A 15,391-nucleotide genomic window follows, 5' to 3' on the forward strand; every position below is an offset into this window, starting at 1 on the left:
CGATCAGTCCTCCGGCCGAAGCCGCTGACGAGCGGCCTCAAGCAGCTGGTCATACTCAGGCGCGAACAGCTCAGGAAGCGTCTTGTCCAATGTTCCGGCGATCCGATGGATCGGCGCCCAGACCGCCGGATCGTCAACAACACGGCTGAGATCCGTCATCTGGAGCTTCTCCAGCCAGTGCGACAGCACCAGCGCCTCGTCACTCGTGAGCTTGATCGTGACGTGGCTATCACTCATGCACACCCCCTACGGCTCGGCCCGCCCTCGACCGCACGAACCTACTGGCCTTGGACTTTGCCCCAACCCTTGGGGCCCGCAGGACACCCCGCCCCCTCCCGGGCTCGCCCTGTACAAGCCAGAACACCGAAAACCGCCACCCCCACCAACCCCCACCAGCCCCCACCAGCCCCCACCCCACGATCGGCGAGCATGTCCTGGATCATCGACGAAGATGGTCTTCTGTGCGTGGCGGACCGTCAACGCCCTGACGGACCCGACGGTCCTCGAGCCGGTGATCGCCGGTGTGACCGCGGGCTCAGAGGGGCGGGCACAGTGTCGCCGGCCGAGCGCCTGTCCATGTGTGAGTGGGGCTGCCGCAGGGACAGGCGTGACCGTGGGCCTCAAGCTGGGCCTCAAGCCGCTTCGAGGAAGGGGTGGTCGGTGTAGCCCTCGGCGCCCGGCCCGTAGAACAGTTCCGGCCGTGGCTCGTTCTCCGGGTGACCACCCTGCCGGCGCTCGACCAGGTCGGGGTTGGCGATCAGGGCCCGGCCCACGGCCACGGCGTCGGCGTGGTCGGCCTCGATCTGCTGGAGCGCCTGCTCGCGGGTGGTCTGCCCTCCGAAAGGGCCGCTGTTGACGATCAGCTTGCCGTCGAAGCGCCGCCGCAGCTCCTGTACAAGGTCGCCGCCCGGCTCGGCGTGCAGTACGGAGAGGTAGGCCAGGCCTAAACCGTGTCTCTGTGGCCAACGTCCGTCCAGACCCGGGTGCGCGGTACTGCGAAGATGAGGTTGACTCTCACACTGTGTCAGCCAGTGAAGTGGCCGATGTCATGTTCAGCATTGGAGCATTCGCTAAGTACGGCGGCGTATCGGTGCGCATGCTGCGCCACTATGACGCCGTGGGGTTGTTGCGCCCTGCCCACGTCGACCCGCACACCGGCTACCGGTTCTACGAAGCCGACCAACTGGCCCGGCTCAACCGTGTGATCGCGCTCAAGGAGCTTGGTCTCACTCTGGATCAGGTACGGGCCATCCTCGACGGTGAACTGGAGGCGGGTGAGTTGCGCGGGATGCTGCGGTTGCGCCGGGCCGAGCTGGCGTCGGCCATGGCGGCCGACGCGGCGCGGATGGCGCAGGTCGAGGCGAGGCTTCGGATGATCGAGAGTGAGGGACGGATGTCGTCTGACGACGTGGTGATCAAACGGATCCCGGCGATGCGTGTGGCAGAGCTAACGGCCGTTGTGGAGAGCTTCGAGCCGAAACTCATCACCCCGGTGATCACCTCGCTCTATGAGGAGTTGTGGAGCCGGATGCAGGCCGCCGGGCTCCGGGCGAGCGGTGCAGCCGTCGCCTACTACGAGAAGCCCGAGGGGCCGGTGACCGTGCACGCGTCCATCCCCGTCGACTCTGAGCCGGCCCAGGGACACGACTTCTCCGTGGTGGATCTACCGGAGGTGGAGGCCGCGACACTGGTGCACAAAGGGCCGGCAGAGCAGGTCATCCCCAGCGTTCAGGCGCTTGCCCGCTGGATCGACACCAATGGCTATACGTCGCTGGGCCCCGCCCGTGAAGTCACTCTCTCCTGCCCGCACTGCGGCGACCACGCGGTGACCGAGTTGCAAGAGCCGGTCGCCCGCCGCTGAAGTCCCCTCGTCGCGCTCAGGTACGGCACCAGATGAGGATGGCGGCGAAATGGAGTGCGGCCTGGTAGATGATGGCGAGTTTGTCGCATCGCGTGGCCAAGCCACGCCACTGCTTGAAGCGGTTGATGCAGCGTTCCACGCGATGGCCTCGAGCGTGCGGCGATGGTCGGCCCACCGCCGCCCACGGGCCGGGTCAGCCGGCAGATACGGCTTGATCCGGTCCCACATCGCATCAGTGATCACTAATCGGACGGACACACCCGATCAACTGACCAACCGATCAAAGAGACACGGGGTCTAGGCGGCGAAGGCATGGGGTGCCGCCGCCGGAGTCGGTACGGATCGGTGTCTGCAGGCCGCGCCGCGACCGGCTCCCTCGTCGCGCCCCCGCGAGGAGGACCGATACACGGCTTCGCCTGGAAGGCGCTTCCGGCGGTGGTGGGAACAGCGATCTCAGCGATCCTCACTCTCACCGGCCTAGCTGAGCGGCACGTCCGCGACGGCCTTGACGTGGCTGAACGTCTCCAGGGAGTACCGGCCGTGGTAGCGGCCCATGCCGCTCTCTCCACGCCGCCGAAGGGCAGGCCGGGCATGGGCAGTTGCATCACCGGCTGGCCCCAGGCGACGCCGCCGGAGGACGTCTCGTTCACCGGGCGCGACCTGGTGGCCTCGGAGGTGGTGAAGCCGTAGGGGGTGAGGGGCTTGTCGCGGTCGTTGATGAAGGCGATGGCGACGTCGGCGACTTCGACGACGGCGAGGATCGGACCGAAGAGCTCCTCCTGCATGACCGGTGAGGCGGGGTCGACATCGGTGAGCACGGTGGGTGCGATGAACAGGTCGTCGCGGTCGTGCTCGCCTCCCACACCGCCCTGCCGGAGTCCAGCAGAGCGGTGAGGCGGTCGAAGTGCCGCTCGTTGATGATGCGGCCGTAATCGGCTGCGGTCTGCGGAGTGGTGCCGAACTGGGTCTCAACCGCCGCGCGGAGGGCGGGAACCAGTGCGGCGGCGGTGGCAGGATCGGCCAGGACGTAGTCGGGGGCGATGCACTGCTGTCCGGCGTTGCCGAACTTGGCGCCGACCAGCCGCTGGGCGGTCTCGTTGACGTCGGCGTCGGGTGCGACGAAGACGGGTGACGTGCCCCCGAGTTCGAGGGTGACGGGGGTGAGGTGCTTGGCTGCTGCGGCCATGACGATCCGGCCGAAGGTGCCGTTGCCGGTGTGGAAGATGTGGTCGAAGCGCTGTGCCAGCAGGGCCGTGGTCTCCTCGGCTCCTCCCTCGACGACGGTGAGCACGTCGGCGTCGAAGTACTGTCGCAGGTCCTCGACGCCATCGCCCGTGCGCTCCGGCTGAGCGACGCCGAGCACGCCCACCTCACCCACCTGGCGAAGTCGAAGCAGCACAAGAAGAGGCCGGTCGGCCGCTCCCAGCAGGTGCGGGGCCCCCTGCGGACGCTGCTGGACACCGTGGACAGCGTCCCGGCGATCCTCGTGGGGCGGCGCTCGGACATCCTCGCCTGGAACCGGATGGCCGCGGCGGTCTTCGGCGACTGGGCCGAGCTGCCCACGCAGGAGCAGAACCGGGCGCGGCTGATCTTCCTGCGGCCCGAGACCGCGACCTGTTCCTGGACCGGGAGCACAGAGCCAGCGACGTCGTCTCTCAGCTGCGCATGGACGCCGGCTCCCATCCGAACGACCCCGGCTGTCCGCGCTGGTGGGCGGACTCTCCGTGCAGAGCGAGGAGTTCAGGCGACTGTGGGCCACCCACGACGTCAAGGACAGGTGCCACGGCATCCAGCGCCTGCACCACCCTCTCAGCTGGCCCGAAGACCGACCGCCAGCGTCAGTTCAAGGACCCGGTGCGGCGATGCGAGATCCGGAAACAGCTCCCGCAGCTGCGACATCCGGTACCGGACGGTCTGGGGATGGACGAACAACGCCGCCGCCACCTCATCCCGCCTGCCCTGGTGCAGCAGCCACGCCCGCAACGTCTCCTCCAGCCGCAGCGCGGTTGCGGCAGGCAAGGTCCGCAACGGTGCGAGGGCTCGGGCACGCAGGTCTGCGAACGCGTCCGCGTCGGCGCTCAGCACCAGCTCGGGCAGATGGTCCTCGGTGTCGCGAATACCGGAGGAGAGCGAGCGAGCGCGTACGGCTCGTGCGTACGAGGCGGAGGCACGCGTCCATGGCCGGGCCGGGCCTACCACGGCGGTGCGGTCGGTCAGCTGCCTCAAGAGACGTGATCGGTCGGCATCGGGGACGAGCAGCACGCCGAAGGCGTCCGGCAGGTCGTCGAGGACGAGGGTGCTCGGGTCGAGCGCGCGGTAGGCAGGCCGGGCCAGGGCGGCGGGCAGCAGGACCGCGGTCAGCATAACCGGGGGCTGCCACCCGGCCCGTTGAGCGGAGACCAGCAGCACGTCCGGGCTCGCGCCGGCGAGGAGGTCGCGGGCCAACTGTTCCAGGTGGCGCTCGTGGGCCCGGCCCCGGGCGGCCAGTTCGTCGGCGTGGCCCGCGGCGCTCGCGGCGGAGAGCTCGTCGATGTAGGCGAAGGTCAGCTCGGCGAACTTGGCGACCTCGGCGGCGGGCAGACCTGCGGGTACGGCGCCAGCGGCCAGGCATCGCCAGGCCACGCGGGCGCCGACGCGGTAGGCGCTGAGCAGGGCGTCCATCGAACGGCCGTCGCGCACCTCGCCGCGGCCCAGCTCGTAGGCGGCGTCACCGCCGTCGCCGCCTGTGGCGTTGCCGCTCGCGAGGTCCAGGTAGTGCCCCAGGGCGGTGCGGACGGCTCGCCGGATGGTGCCGCCCATGCTGCCCGAAAGGGCGTTGGCGTAGGGAGGGACCTCGTCGATGATCGCCTGGACGACCTCGTCGGCGGTGGTCTTCAGCGCGGCCCGCAGTGCGGTGACCGTCGTCTCATCCAGGGCCAGCTCGCTGGCCCTCTGGATTGCATGGCTCATGTTTTGTTCCCTGTGAACAATTCAGCCGACCAGATTTACGTCCTGCGGTCAGGACTTTACGCCTTGAGGCGCAGCAAGCTGGAGTCATGACGAGTGCAGCCCTCCGCAGTAGGGCGTGGAAACTGCTGGAGATGGTCACGACACCGCTGCTGCCGTCGGACTACCTCGACCTGGTCAGCCCGCTGCGTGCGGGCGCTGACCTGCGTGGGCGCATCGAGGCCGTGCACCCCGAGACGAGTGACGCCGCGACCATCGTGATCAGGCCGGGGCGGGGCTGGCGCGGCCACACGGCCGGTCAGTATGTGCGGATCGGCGTCGACGTCGACGGGGTGCGCCTGTGGCGTGCCTACTCGGTCACCTCGCCGACGAACCGCCAGGACGGCCGCGTCACGATCACCGTGAAGGCGATCCCGGACGGCAAGGTCAGCAACCACCTGGTCCGCAGGGCCAAACCGGGCACGCTGATCCAGCTCGACCAGGCGACCGGTGACTTCGTGCTGCCGGAGGCCAAGCCCGCCAAGGTGCTCTACCTGACGGCCGGCAGCGGCATCACGCCCGTGATGGGCATGCTGCGCGACACCGAGTTCAACGACGTCGTGATGGTCCACTGCGCGCCACAGCCGCAGGACGTGATCTTCCGCAACGAACTGCACGACCTGGTCGCGGACAAGAAGCTGCAGCTCACCGAGGTGCATACCGCCACCGACGGCATGCTCGACATCGCCCGTCTCGACGAACTCGTGCCCGACTGGGCCGAGCGCGAGACCTGGGCTTGCGGGCCCGCGGGCCTGCTCGACGCCGCCGAGGAGCACTGGAGCGAGTACGGCATGCCAGAGCGCCTGCACGTCGAACGCTTCCGCCCCAGCATCGTCGTCGCCGGTGACGGCGGCGAGGTCACGTTCAGCGTCACCGGCAAGACCGTCGACGCGGACGGCGCCACGCCGTTGCTGGACGTCGGCGAGGAGGCCGGCGTGCTCATGCCGTCCGGGTGCCGCATGGGCATCTGCTTCGGTTGCGTCACGCCGCTCAAGGCGGGCGTCGTCCGCGATCTGCGCACCGGCGAGATCACCGAGGCCGAGCCGGGCGTCCTCATCCAGACCTGCGTGTCCGCCGCGGCGGGCCCCTGTGACATCGAACGGTAGGAGCACCTTGACCGCCATCGACCCCACCGCCCACCTGACCGCGGAGCAGATCGAGGAGCTCGGACGCGAACTGGACGCGATCCGCGACGAGGTGATCGCCGGCCGCGGCGAGAAGGACGCCGCCTACATCCGCAAGGTCATCTCGGCGCAGCGCAAGCTCGAGCTGGTCAGCAGGGGCGTGCTGCTGTTCTCGTTCTTCCCGCCCGCGTGGCTGGTCGGCACCGCCGGGCTGTCCGTGGCGAAGATCATGGACAACATGGAGATCGGTCACAACGTCCTGCACGGCCAGTGGGACTGGATGCGGGACCCGAAGATCCACTCCACCACGTGGGATTGGGATCACGTCTCGCCTGCCGACCAGTGGAAGCACTCGCACAACGAGCTGCACCACACGTACACCAACGTGCTCGGCAAGGACAACGACCTCGGCTACGGCATCATGCGCGTCGACGAGGACCAGAAGTGGCATCCCTTCCACCTCGGCCAGCCGCTGTGGAACTTCATCAACGCCTGCTTCTTCGAGTACGGCATCGCAGCGTACGACCTGGAGCTCGGCAAGAACCTGAACAAGCGCCGCCGCAAGGACCCGGAGTTCCGCGCACGGGCCAAGGCCGTGGGCCGCAAGATCCGCAAGCAGGTGCTCAAGGACTACGTGATCCACCCGCTGCTGTCGGGCCCGTCGTTCCTCCCCACGCTCGCCGCCACGTTCACCGCGAACCTGGTCCGCAACGTCTGGACCCACTCGGTGATCATGTGCGGGCACTTTCCCGAGGGCGTGCAGGTCTTCGAGCGCAGGTCGATCAAGGGTGAGACGCGCGGCCAGTGGTACCTGCGACAGATGATGGGCTCGGCGAACATCAGCGGCAGCAAGGCCATGCACTTCATGACCGGCAACCTGTCGCACCAGATCGAGCACCACCTGTTCCCGGACCTGCCGAGCAACCGGTACGCCGAGGTCGCGGTGAAGGTGCGCGCCTTGTTCGACAAGTACGAGCTGGAGTACGTCACCGGGCCGCTGCCCAAGCAGGTGTTCTCCGCGTGGCGCAAGGTCTTCAGGCTCTCGCTGCCGAACAAGAAGCCCAAGGGCACAACGCCGGCGCGCGAGCAGGAGCTCGTCGCAGCCTGATTCCCGGTATCGGTTCAGATCCTTCGGCCGCACCGGCCGTACCGCCGGGTTCGGTGAGATCCGTTGCGGAGGCAGGCGACCGCGACATCAGACCGTACGACACGGGATCCGGGACAGCCCGTTGCCCGGCTGCACTGCTACCGCGCGGGGGTACCGCCGGGCGCCGCCGAGTCGATCTTCGAGGACGGCTGGTCTACCCGGCCCGACCGGGGCACCGCCCGGCGTGGGCTGGGGTTGGCCCTCGTGCACCGGCTGGCCCAACGGCACGGCGGGACGGCCACCGTCAGCGAGGGGCCGGGCGCGGTCTTCACGGTCGCGCTGCCGCTGCCGGACGCCACGCCGGTGTCCATGGACGCTCAGTTCACGATGGCCTCGCCGGCACGGGGCGTGCGCGGATGATCCGGACCCTGGTGGTGGACGACGACTTCGCCCCGCGAACCGACCAGGCCGACGTGGACGCCCTCTTCGGCGCCGCCCGGCCCCCGGCCGTCCCCCGGGTCCCGGCCAAGGGGCACTCCGCGCCGGCTCTCGCCCTCCTGCACCAGACTCTGCGCACCGCCCCCGACGCCCTGTCCGCGGCCCAGGCCGCGGAACTCACCGGCGTCTCCCGCGCCACGGCCCAGCGCTGCCTCTCCTACCTCGTACGGGAGGGCATGGTCAGGCTCGAACTCCGCTACGGGGCCACGGGCCGTCCCGAACACCGCTACCGGATCGCCCCCTGAGCCCGCGCGGACGGCATAGCCCCGCGCGGCCACGTCGGCCGGTGGGTATCACCTCGGCCCAGGGGGCGGCTTTGGCACGCGGGGCCACCCAGGACGTTTCCTCGGGCTGGATCGTCGTACACGACCTCAACCACACCCGGGGTGCCCGCCGGGAACGCGGGGTCGTCAAACGTCATCGCAACGGGACTCCCCCTCATGAAGGTCGCCAGGCGAACGAGGAGCCGCTGCACTGGTCATGGGAGCTGCGCCCTCCCGGCTCCCCGCGACGAAGTCCCGTACTGCGGGGTTGCTCCTGCCCTCCCGGTGGGTGGGCAGGCGGTGGCTCAGCCAGGTACGGGGGCCGCGCCGCATGGCAGTCCGGCCACGGACCGGCGTCCCGAGCGCCGCCCTGCCCCGGGGTGCACCGTGCTCTGGATGTCTGATACATCTGAGGTCGTTGTCATGCATCCGTCGACTAAGCGGATGGAAGCCCCGCGCGTCGGCGAGCGGCGGCTGAGGTCCGCGCGTGCGGGCGGATGGGAAAAGGACGATGTCGTATCGGAGTGTGCTCGCACCTGCGGTCTTCGGTGCCTTCTTGCTGGCGGGACTGCTGTGGTGGGCGGGGGCCGGCCACGCACTCAGCCTGCCCGGCGCCACGCGGTTCTTCGGCCCCGACGAGGCGAACCGCCTGGCCGCCTGGACGATGCCCTGGTCGACCGACGCCCCGTCATCAGCCCAGTTCACCGATCCCGCAGGCGCACCCGGCCACGGGGCGGACTACGCGGCCCTGAGAGAGACCGCCATGCGGGTGCGCTACGCCGCGCTCGTCCTGCTCTTCACGTGCGGCGCGGTGCCACTGCTGCGCCGGCTGTCGAACCGCGGCGCCGGGCCCGCGGCCGTCGCCGTGGCGGCCCTGTGGGGCTGGGGAATCGTTACGGCCATGCTCGCCGTCACCGTGTCCGCGCCCTGGATGGTCGCTTCCGGCGGCTCCGCCGCGTTCCGGCTGCTGCCCGGCCTCGCGAGTGCCATGTCCCAGGGCCGCGAACTGCCGGTGGGTGCCGCCCTGGTCGCCGCCGCGGGCGCCGTCGGCCTCATGACCCTGCTGCGGCCCGACGTGACACCCCCACCTGGCCGGTCTGTGCCGACTGCGGCCACCGCGCGGCTGGCCGCGACCCTGGGCACCGCAGTGGTCGCCATCGCCCTCGCCGTTCTGTCCAACGACCGGGTGGCCGGGCGGATGCAAACCGGGTTCACGGGCAACGGGCGGCTGTCCGAGCCCGGTGATCTGCTGCGGCAGTGGATTCAGCTCGGCGCCTGGACCCTGCCCACCGGCTCCGCTCCCGGGCGCTGGTTGCTGTACCGGCTCGGCGACGTGGCGCTGCTCGCCCTGCTCTGGTGGGGGCTGCGGCTGCTGCCGGTCCTGCTCGACCGCGTCACCTACCCCGCCTACTCGCTCGGCGCCGTCGCCGCCACCACCCTGGGCGTGGTGGCGAGCGGACTCTGGCACTCGCTGCTCTCCTATCAAGGCAGCACCGGTGGCCCCCTGCTCTACTACGTCTCCGTAGGTCAAGGTGTGTCGGCGGCTCTCGTCTTCGGCATCCTCGCCGGCTGCGCCGGCACGATGACCGTCCGGATCCGCAGCCGCGCACAGCAGCCCGCCCCGCCCACACCGCAAACCGAACCGGCCTGACCGGCCAAGCCGACCAGGCCGAAGAACAGGTACCGACAGGCCACAGGGCGCTGAGCGGAGTGCCCACGACAGGCTCGGCCACAGTGCAGCTGCAACCCGACTCCGTCGGCGGACGGCATTGCGGACCCCGGCTTGCCGTCCCTCCCCTGCCCGCCGGTCTCTTCGGCGCGCGCACGACAGCGAGAGGTGCAGTCGGCGGACGACCGGCCATGGAAGCCACCCACCGTGGCCGTGCTCGGGCTCAGAGCCGGAAGTTCCAGGGGCGCGGCCCAGCAAGGTGCACAGAAGGCGGGAGTGGCAGGTTCACTCGACAATGGCCGCGCAGAGCCTCGAACTATCGCCGACCGGCAACCTGGGTGTTGCCCGCTCCGAACACCGAGTGGTGTCAGTTCCGCCCGCACAAGACCAAGTCGGGAGAAAGCTCTCCGTCTTCTGTCCGCACGGCCTCGATGAGAGGGGGAAGGTGGGGTATCCGGGAGAGGACGACGCTGTTCGGCTCCCCTCCAAGGAGGTCTGCGCTGTGCTCTCGCTCAAGCGCTTGCTCGACCGCAGTCTGACCGCGCAGGCGACCCTGGTGTTCCTGCTGGGACTGGGCATCACCGCACTGTTCCGCAAGGACGAGCACCCGGCACTCTGGGTGTTCCACAGCGCTCTCTACACCGGGGTCGCCGTCGCGTTCCTGGCCGTTCAGCGCCGCCGGGCCGCCCGAGCCGTGGGCACCGACGCGGGCGGACTGGCCGATCTGAACCGGAAGATCCGACACCATGAGGTGCCGCAGGACCCCGAGGAGCAGGCGGCCATGCGACGGCTGGTCGCCGAGCAGCTCGGCCAGTTCGAGCGGGCGGGCAAGTGGCTGCCGTACTGGTTCGGCGTCATGGGCCTCGTGGCGGTCGGCATGTTCGTCCTGGGGGCCGTCAGTGGGTCCCTCGTCTTCCCCCTTCTCGTCGCGGTCGGCATGGTCACGCTGTGCTCCTGGGTCCTGTGGATGCGCCACCGCTCCTCGGACCGCCTCCGCCGCATGCGTCAGGCCCTGCGGCAGCAGTGACGGCCAGGCAGGGCGGGGCAGGGCGGGGCGGTGGGCAGGTCCCCGGACTCAGGGGCCTTTGGAAGCGGTGAACTCACGTGGGGGGCACCGGCAGGGCAAGGCGTGAGGGCACGGCCCGGAATGGGTGACCGTGGTTCGGTCGGGCAGTTGCGACAACTCAGGGCGTGTACGCGGGCCGTGTGGTGGCCTGGGCCTTCTGCCTGTTGCTGAATCTGGTCCGAGGTGAGGGATCGGCCCGGCAGATGGTGCTGCTGCTGGGGGCTGCTCGCCGTTCCTCGTCCTGCTGGTGTCGTCGACCTGGTGCCTCTGGGAGGCCGGGGCGCACCGGGGGGCCGAGCGGGTCCGGGCCGGGACCTGCGCGTGGCCTGCCCGAGCTGCGGCGGGAGTCCGGCCTCCGGGGCGGGTGCCCAGTTCGCGGGGGCGGCTCGCCTCGGTGGCGTGGTGGAGCTGCTCTGCTGTTGTCAGACCCTTCTGCCACGATCGGTGCATGGGATTCTTCGACGATCTGGTGTTACCGGAGGAACCGGCCGCCGAGCGGACGGTATTGGTCCGGCTGGGCCCGCCGGAAGAGGACGCCGGGCGGTACGCGCCGCCGGTTGACTGGTTCGCTCCAGTGCTGCTGTCGCAGCTCGAGGTGCTCGGCGCCGGTCCGGACACGAAGGTGCTGCTTACGGGATGGTCCGTGTGGCCACAGGCAGCCACCCTGCATCTGGCGGTCTTCCGCAGGACCCGCCAGCACAGCGCTGCTGCGGGGCGGCAGTCCGGGTTGCGGGTGGGCCTGCTGTTCTCCGACGGCCGTCGGGTGACCTCGCTGGACGGCACGACGGACCGGAGGGTGGAGTTCACCGGTCCGCAGGGACAGGTGACCGTGGCATCGACACCGCAAGCGGTCGGGCTGATCCCGCTGGATCCCGGTTTGCACCATCCCCGCCGATCCCTCTTCAAGACCGACGTCGACCTGTATCTGGCAGAGCTCCCGCCCGCCGGAGAGGCTCAGTTGGTGGTGGAGTGGCCGGACGAGGGGATTGCCGAGACCCGCACCTCGGTCGACGTGGCGGCCCTCCATGCCGCCTCGACGCGGGCGCTCGAGGTCTGGCCGGCGCTCGAGCCGCCGGATCCGTCAGAGCAGCCGGGCGCCTTCGGGTACGTGGAGGTGAGCGGACCGCCCGCTTTCCTGGCGCCGCCCCTGACTCGGCACCAGCGCGAGACGCTGCGCCGCCAGGAGGAAGCCCGCAGGCGCTCTGTGCCGCGGGCCGACTGGCAGCAACTGGGTTACCAGGACTGGGGGGACGCGGCCCTGATCCGTGCTCGGCTGGACGCAGGGGCACCGCCCGACGCACGCGTCGGATGGCGTGGCACCACTCCGCTGCATCTGACGGCGGAACAAGGGGCAGCGGAAGCGGTCGCCGCGCTCGTGTCGCATCACGCGGAGGTCGACGCACGCGACGACGACGGACACACACCGCTGTGGTACGCCGCCTGCAGCGTGGACGAGGGCAGCGTCCGAGCGCTGATCGGCGCCGGGGCCGATGCGTGGACACCGCAGAGCGGGCCCTGGTCCCCGGGCCGGCTGCTGCTGACCACGTCGCTCGCGCCACTCGTCGCGGATCTGCCGGGGGCGGTGGAGCTGACCGCCGAGGAAGCCGCGGCGTTCACAGCGGCGGACGCGCTCATCGCGGCCTTCGGCGAGCAGGAGCTGTGGACCGAAGGGCTCGGCGTCTGCTTCGTGACGGGCCTGAGCGAGGACGAGGTGATCCGGCGGCTCGGCGCCGACCCCGCGCAGTGCCCGAAAGCAGACGCCGAGCATGCGCCCTTCGATCCGATGGACTACGACGAGTCCCTCCGCTACGTGGGCGTGACGAGCGTGCCGGGGGCACCTGGCGGCTGCGCGATCACGCAGGACGGCTATATGCCGAGCGACGACGCCGTACTGCGGGCGATATCGGCGGGCACCGCGGCCTACGGAATGTACTTCAACCCCAAGGGCGGGACATTCGGCACCCTCACCCGCGACGGCGAAATCGTCGAACACGAGGAGATAGGTCTCCATCCGGACAGCCCCGACCCGGCCACGCATTGGCACTTCCGCTTCTGGCAGCGCCGGTCCACCTTCCCGCACGACGCCGACACACTCGCCTACGCCTGTGCCGCAGCCGGGCTGCGGATCCACGACGGCCAGGAAGTCGCGGATCGCCGCGCCCCGCGCCGCTGGGTGCCACTGCCTTCGCAACTCCGGCGCTGAGAGGCCCCGGGCCATGGGCCAGGGAGGCGCTCATGTCCAGGGAGGCAGGAGCGCCTCCCCGCCCCTGCGCGGCGCGCTTCCACCCACCCGCGAACCGGCGAGCCAACATCTCTCCGGCGGATCCGCCGGATGGGACACTGCTCAAGCCAGTCAGTCGGCCCCGCCGCTCACTCGCCCTCTTCTTCGCAACGGTCGCTGCTACAGCGGAAAAGAGCACTGGTGACACCGATTCGACGCCCCACCCGTCATGAGACGACAGTGCTGGTTCTGCTGTGCGCGACCGGGAGGGGCGTACAGCGTGGCACCTGATGCCAAATACAGCAGGGGGTGGTCTACCCGGAGCGGTCAGCGGGGCGTGGGCGACCCCGTCCGGGTCGAGGCCGTTGGAGTAGAACTTCCCTGTCGTGGCGGTGAACCAGGGCCTGGAGGCCGTCCGCCTTCTCCACCTCGTCCAGGGCTGCACCGACGGCGGCGAGCCAGTCGGGGTGGAAGCGGTTCTCGCCGCAGCTTACGGACGGCACGCTCGCCCGCGCCTTCCGTGTGGTCGCCGTGAAGAACCCGGATACAGACGTCCGGCCCGTGCCGGCGCATGGCCGCGCGGTAGCCCGGTGTCGGTCGGTGGCGATGACGCCCTTGCCGCCGTCGACGTAGACGATCTCGCGATGACCGAGGCCGACCCCGGTGGTCGACGATCTGGCCCACCCCGGCGTCGTCCGCGGTACGCACGGCGTCCAGCGCGGTGTCGGCGGGTGTCACGCCGGCAGCGAGCGGTATGCGCTGCCGTGCCGGTGTCCGGGTCAGAGGCGTTCGACGATGGTCACGTTGGCCTGGCCGCCGCCCTCGCACATCGTCTGCAGGCCGTAGCGGCCGGCGGTGCGTTCCAGTTCGTGCAGGAGCGTGGTCATCAGCCGGGTTCCGGTGGCTCCGAGCGGGTGGCCGAGGGCGATGGCACCGCCGTTGACGTTGACCTTCTCGGGGTCGGCGCCGGTCTCCTTCTGCCAGGCCAGTACCACTGGGGCGAAGGCCTCGTTGATCTCGACCAGGTCGATCTCGGCGAGCGTCATCCCGGACTTCTTCAGCGCGTACGCGGTGGCCGGGATCGGGGCGGACAGCATGCGGATCGGATCCTCGCCGCGCACCGAGAGGTGGTGGATGCGGGCCCTGGGGGTCAGACCGTGGTCCCGTACGGCCCGCTCCGACGCGAGGAGTACGGCCGAGGCGCCGTCGGAGATCTGGGAGGAGAGGGCGGCGGTCAGCCGGCCGCCCTCCACCAGGGGTTGCAGTCCCGCCATCTTCTCCCGGCTGGTGTCGCGGCGCGGACCCTCGTCGTGGGTAACGTCGCCGTATGCGACCGTCTCCCGGACGAAGCGGCCCTCGTCGATGGCCCTGATCGCCCGCTGGTGGGAGCGGAACGCGAACTCCTCCATGGCCTCCCGGGTGATGTCCCACGTGCGGGCGATCTCCTCGGCGCCCAGGAACTGGTTGACCGGCCGGTCGCCGTAGCGGGCCCGCCAGCCCCGGGAGCCGGCGAACGGGCCCTCGGTCAGGCCCAGTGGTTCGGCGGCTTGGCGGGTGGCGAAGGCGATGGGGATCTGCGACATGTTCTGCACGCCGCCGGCCACGACCAGGTCCTGGGTGCCGGACAGGACGCCCTGGGCGGCGAAGTGCAGGGCCTGCTGCGAGGAGCCGCACTGGCGGTCGACGGTCACACCGGGCACTTCCTCCGGCAGCCCGGCGGCCAGCCAGCAGGTGCGCGCTATGTCACCGGCCTGCGGGCCGACGGTGTCGAGGCAGCCGAACACCACATCCTCGACGGCGGCCGGGTCGACGCCGGAGCGCTCCATCAGGGCGGTCAGCACGTGTGCGCCGAGGTCGGCCGGGTGGACGGCGGACAGTGCGCCGCCCCGCCGGCCGACCGGAGTGCGTACCGCTTCGACGATGTAGGCCTCGGCCATGGCGTCTCCTCCTGTGTGTCCGCGATGTGCAGGACTGCCTATGAGTCGTGCAGTGCGATGCCCTCCAGCACCATCGACAGGTACTGGCGGGCGATCTCCTCGGGACTGTGCCGGCCGCCCGGCCGGTACCAGGACGCGGCGACCCAGACCGTGTCGCGCACGAAGCGGTAGGTGAGCCGTACGTCCAGGTCGGCGCGGAAGACCTTCGCGGCCACTCCGCGCTCCAGCGTGCCCAGCCACGCCTTCTCGAACTTCTGCTGCGACTCCACGAGATAGGCGAAGTGCGGCTGGGTCCCGAGGTGTCTGGACTCCTTCTGGTAGATGGCGACCGCGTCGAGGTGCCGGTCGATCTCCCGGAAGGACTCGGTCACGAGCGCCTCCAGCGTCTCCCTCGGGCCGAGCCCGGCGCCGAGTACGGCGTCGTACCGGGCCCAGAGCTCGTCCAGGAAGCCGGAGAGGATCTCGTCCAGCATCGACTCCTTGGAGTCGAAGTGGTAGTAGAGGCTGCCCGCCAGCATCCCCGCCGCGTCCGCGATCTTCCGGACGGTAGTGGCGTTGTAGCCCTGCGCGGCGAAGACCTGGGCCGCGATGGCCAGGAGTTCCTCGCGCCGCTCGGGCGGGCTCACCGTGGTCTTCTTGTGGTCGCTGTTGCTGCTTTTCGGCACGGGACCATTCTCGCC

General features: G+C 70.2%; 14 protein-coding genes and 3 pseudogenes. 10 read left to right on the forward strand and 7 right to left on the reverse strand.

The features are described from left to right. Window positions 1-3 precede the first annotated feature (3 nt). Both A4E84_RS00785 and A4E84_RS44165 read right to left on the reverse strand, forming a co-directional pair. Window positions 4-237, reverse strand: coding sequence for a hypothetical protein (locus A4E84_RS00785; protein ID WP_062924673.1), 234 nt, complete (start codon window positions 235-237; stop codon window positions 4-6). A gap of 395 nt (window positions 238-632) precedes the next feature. After that, a complete protein-coding gene (locus tag A4E84_RS44165) occupies window positions 633-779 on the reverse strand; it encodes a hypothetical protein (RefSeq protein ID WP_269465889.1) in 147 nt (48 codons plus the stop codon). 9 nt (window positions 780-788) lie between these two features. On the opposite strand from A4E84_RS44165, the gene A4E84_RS44170 reads away from it, so the two are divergent. Together A4E84_RS44170 and A4E84_RS00795 are read left to right on the forward strand one after the other, a co-directional pair. After that, complete coding sequence (locus A4E84_RS44170; RefSeq protein WP_237304746.1) at window positions 789-947, forward strand: hypothetical protein; 159 nt, start codon at window positions 789-791, stop codon at window positions 945-947. A 101-nt stretch (window positions 948-1,048) separates the two neighbouring features. Continuing rightward, window positions 1,049-1,861, forward strand: a complete 813-nt coding sequence (locus tag A4E84_RS00795) for a MerR family transcriptional regulator (protein WP_062931211.1) — start codon at window positions 1,049-1,051, stop codon at window positions 1,859-1,861. Between the two features lie 81 nt (window positions 1,862-1,942). Here the strand turns inward: A4E84_RS00795 and A4E84_RS43675 are convergent. Both A4E84_RS43675 and A4E84_RS00800 read right to left on the reverse strand, forming a co-directional pair. Further along, a pseudogene (locus A4E84_RS43675) lies at window positions 1,943-2,119 on the reverse strand (transposase); the annotation flags it as partial. Window positions 2,120-2,338: 219 nt separating this feature from the next. Beyond that, window positions 2,339-3,176 (reverse strand): annotated as a pseudogene (locus A4E84_RS00800) (aldehyde dehydrogenase family protein); the annotation flags it as partial. On the opposite strand from A4E84_RS00800, the pseudogene A4E84_RS40185 reads away from it, so the two are divergent. Then, window positions 3,156-3,672: pseudogene (locus A4E84_RS40185) on the forward strand (MmyB family transcriptional regulator); the annotation flags it as partial. The pseudogenes A4E84_RS00800 and A4E84_RS40185 sit on opposite strands and share 21 nt — an antisense overlap. Here A4E84_RS40185 and A4E84_RS00805 read toward each other — a convergent pair. After that, window positions 3,671-4,810, reverse strand: a complete 1,140-nt coding sequence (locus tag A4E84_RS00805) for a PucR family transcriptional regulator (RefSeq protein WP_062924675.1) — start codon at window positions 4,808-4,810, stop codon at window positions 3,671-3,673. The pseudogene A4E84_RS40185 and the gene A4E84_RS00805 overlap by 2 nt on opposite strands. Window positions 4,811-4,896: 86 nt before the next feature. Here A4E84_RS00805 and A4E84_RS00810 point away from each other — a divergent pair, with 86 nt between their 5' ends. The 7 genes from A4E84_RS00810 (at window position 4,897) to A4E84_RS00835 (ending at window position 12,756) form a co-directional block, all read left to right on the forward strand. Beyond that, window positions 4,897-5,952 (forward strand): ferredoxin reductase, encoded by a 1,056-nt coding sequence (locus A4E84_RS00810; RefSeq protein ID WP_062924676.1) that lies wholly within the window; start codon window positions 4,897-4,899, stop codon window positions 5,950-5,952. 7 nt (window positions 5,953-5,959) lie between these two features. Next, a complete protein-coding gene (locus A4E84_RS00815) occupies window positions 5,960-7,078 on the forward strand; it encodes a fatty acid desaturase family protein (RefSeq protein ID WP_062924677.1) in 1,119 nt (372 codons plus the stop codon). Between the two features lie 63 nt (window positions 7,079-7,141). Next, window positions 7,142-7,477 (forward strand): ATP-binding protein, encoded by a 336-nt coding sequence (locus tag A4E84_RS40190; protein ID WP_079128807.1) that lies wholly within the window; start codon window positions 7,142-7,144, stop codon window positions 7,475-7,477. Then, window positions 7,474-7,800 (forward strand): helix-turn-helix domain-containing protein, encoded by a 327-nt coding sequence (locus tag A4E84_RS00820; RefSeq protein ID WP_062924678.1) that lies wholly within the window; start codon window positions 7,474-7,476, stop codon window positions 7,798-7,800. The genes A4E84_RS40190 and A4E84_RS00820 overlap by 4 nt, the downstream gene beginning before the upstream one ends. 529 nt (window positions 7,801-8,329) lie before the next feature. Beyond that, a complete protein-coding gene (locus A4E84_RS00825; protein ID WP_062924679.1) occupies window positions 8,330-9,469 on the forward strand; it encodes a hypothetical protein in 1,140 nt (379 codons plus the stop codon). A 520-nt stretch (window positions 9,470-9,989) separates the two neighbouring features. Then, window positions 9,990-10,514, forward strand: a complete 525-nt coding sequence (locus tag A4E84_RS00830; protein WP_062924680.1) for a hypothetical protein — start codon at window positions 9,990-9,992, stop codon at window positions 10,512-10,514. A 487-nt stretch (window positions 10,515-11,001) separates the two neighbouring features. Continuing rightward, a complete protein-coding gene (locus A4E84_RS00835; RefSeq protein ID WP_062924681.1) occupies window positions 11,002-12,756 on the forward strand; it encodes an ankyrin repeat domain-containing protein in 1,755 nt (584 codons plus the stop codon). A gap of 797 nt (window positions 12,757-13,553) precedes the next feature. On the opposite strand, the gene A4E84_RS00840 is transcribed toward A4E84_RS00835, so the two are convergent. Then, window positions 13,554-14,711: an acetyl-CoA C-acetyltransferase gene (locus A4E84_RS00840; protein WP_062924682.1), complete on the reverse strand. Its 1,158-nt coding sequence runs from the start codon at window positions 14,709-14,711 to the stop codon at window positions 13,554-13,556. Window positions 14,712-14,749: 38 nt separating this feature from the next. Continuing rightward, entirely contained in the window at window positions 14,750-15,376 is a 627-nt protein-coding gene (locus A4E84_RS00845) for a TetR/AcrR family transcriptional regulator (RefSeq protein ID WP_062924683.1), read from the reverse strand. Window positions 15,377-15,391: the final 15 nt, after the last annotated feature.

The organism is Streptomyces qaidamensis, from assembly GCF_001611795.1.
In the GTDB taxonomy this organism is placed as follows: domain Bacteria; phylum Actinomycetota; class Actinomycetes; order Streptomycetales; family Streptomycetaceae; genus Streptomyces; species Streptomyces qaidamensis.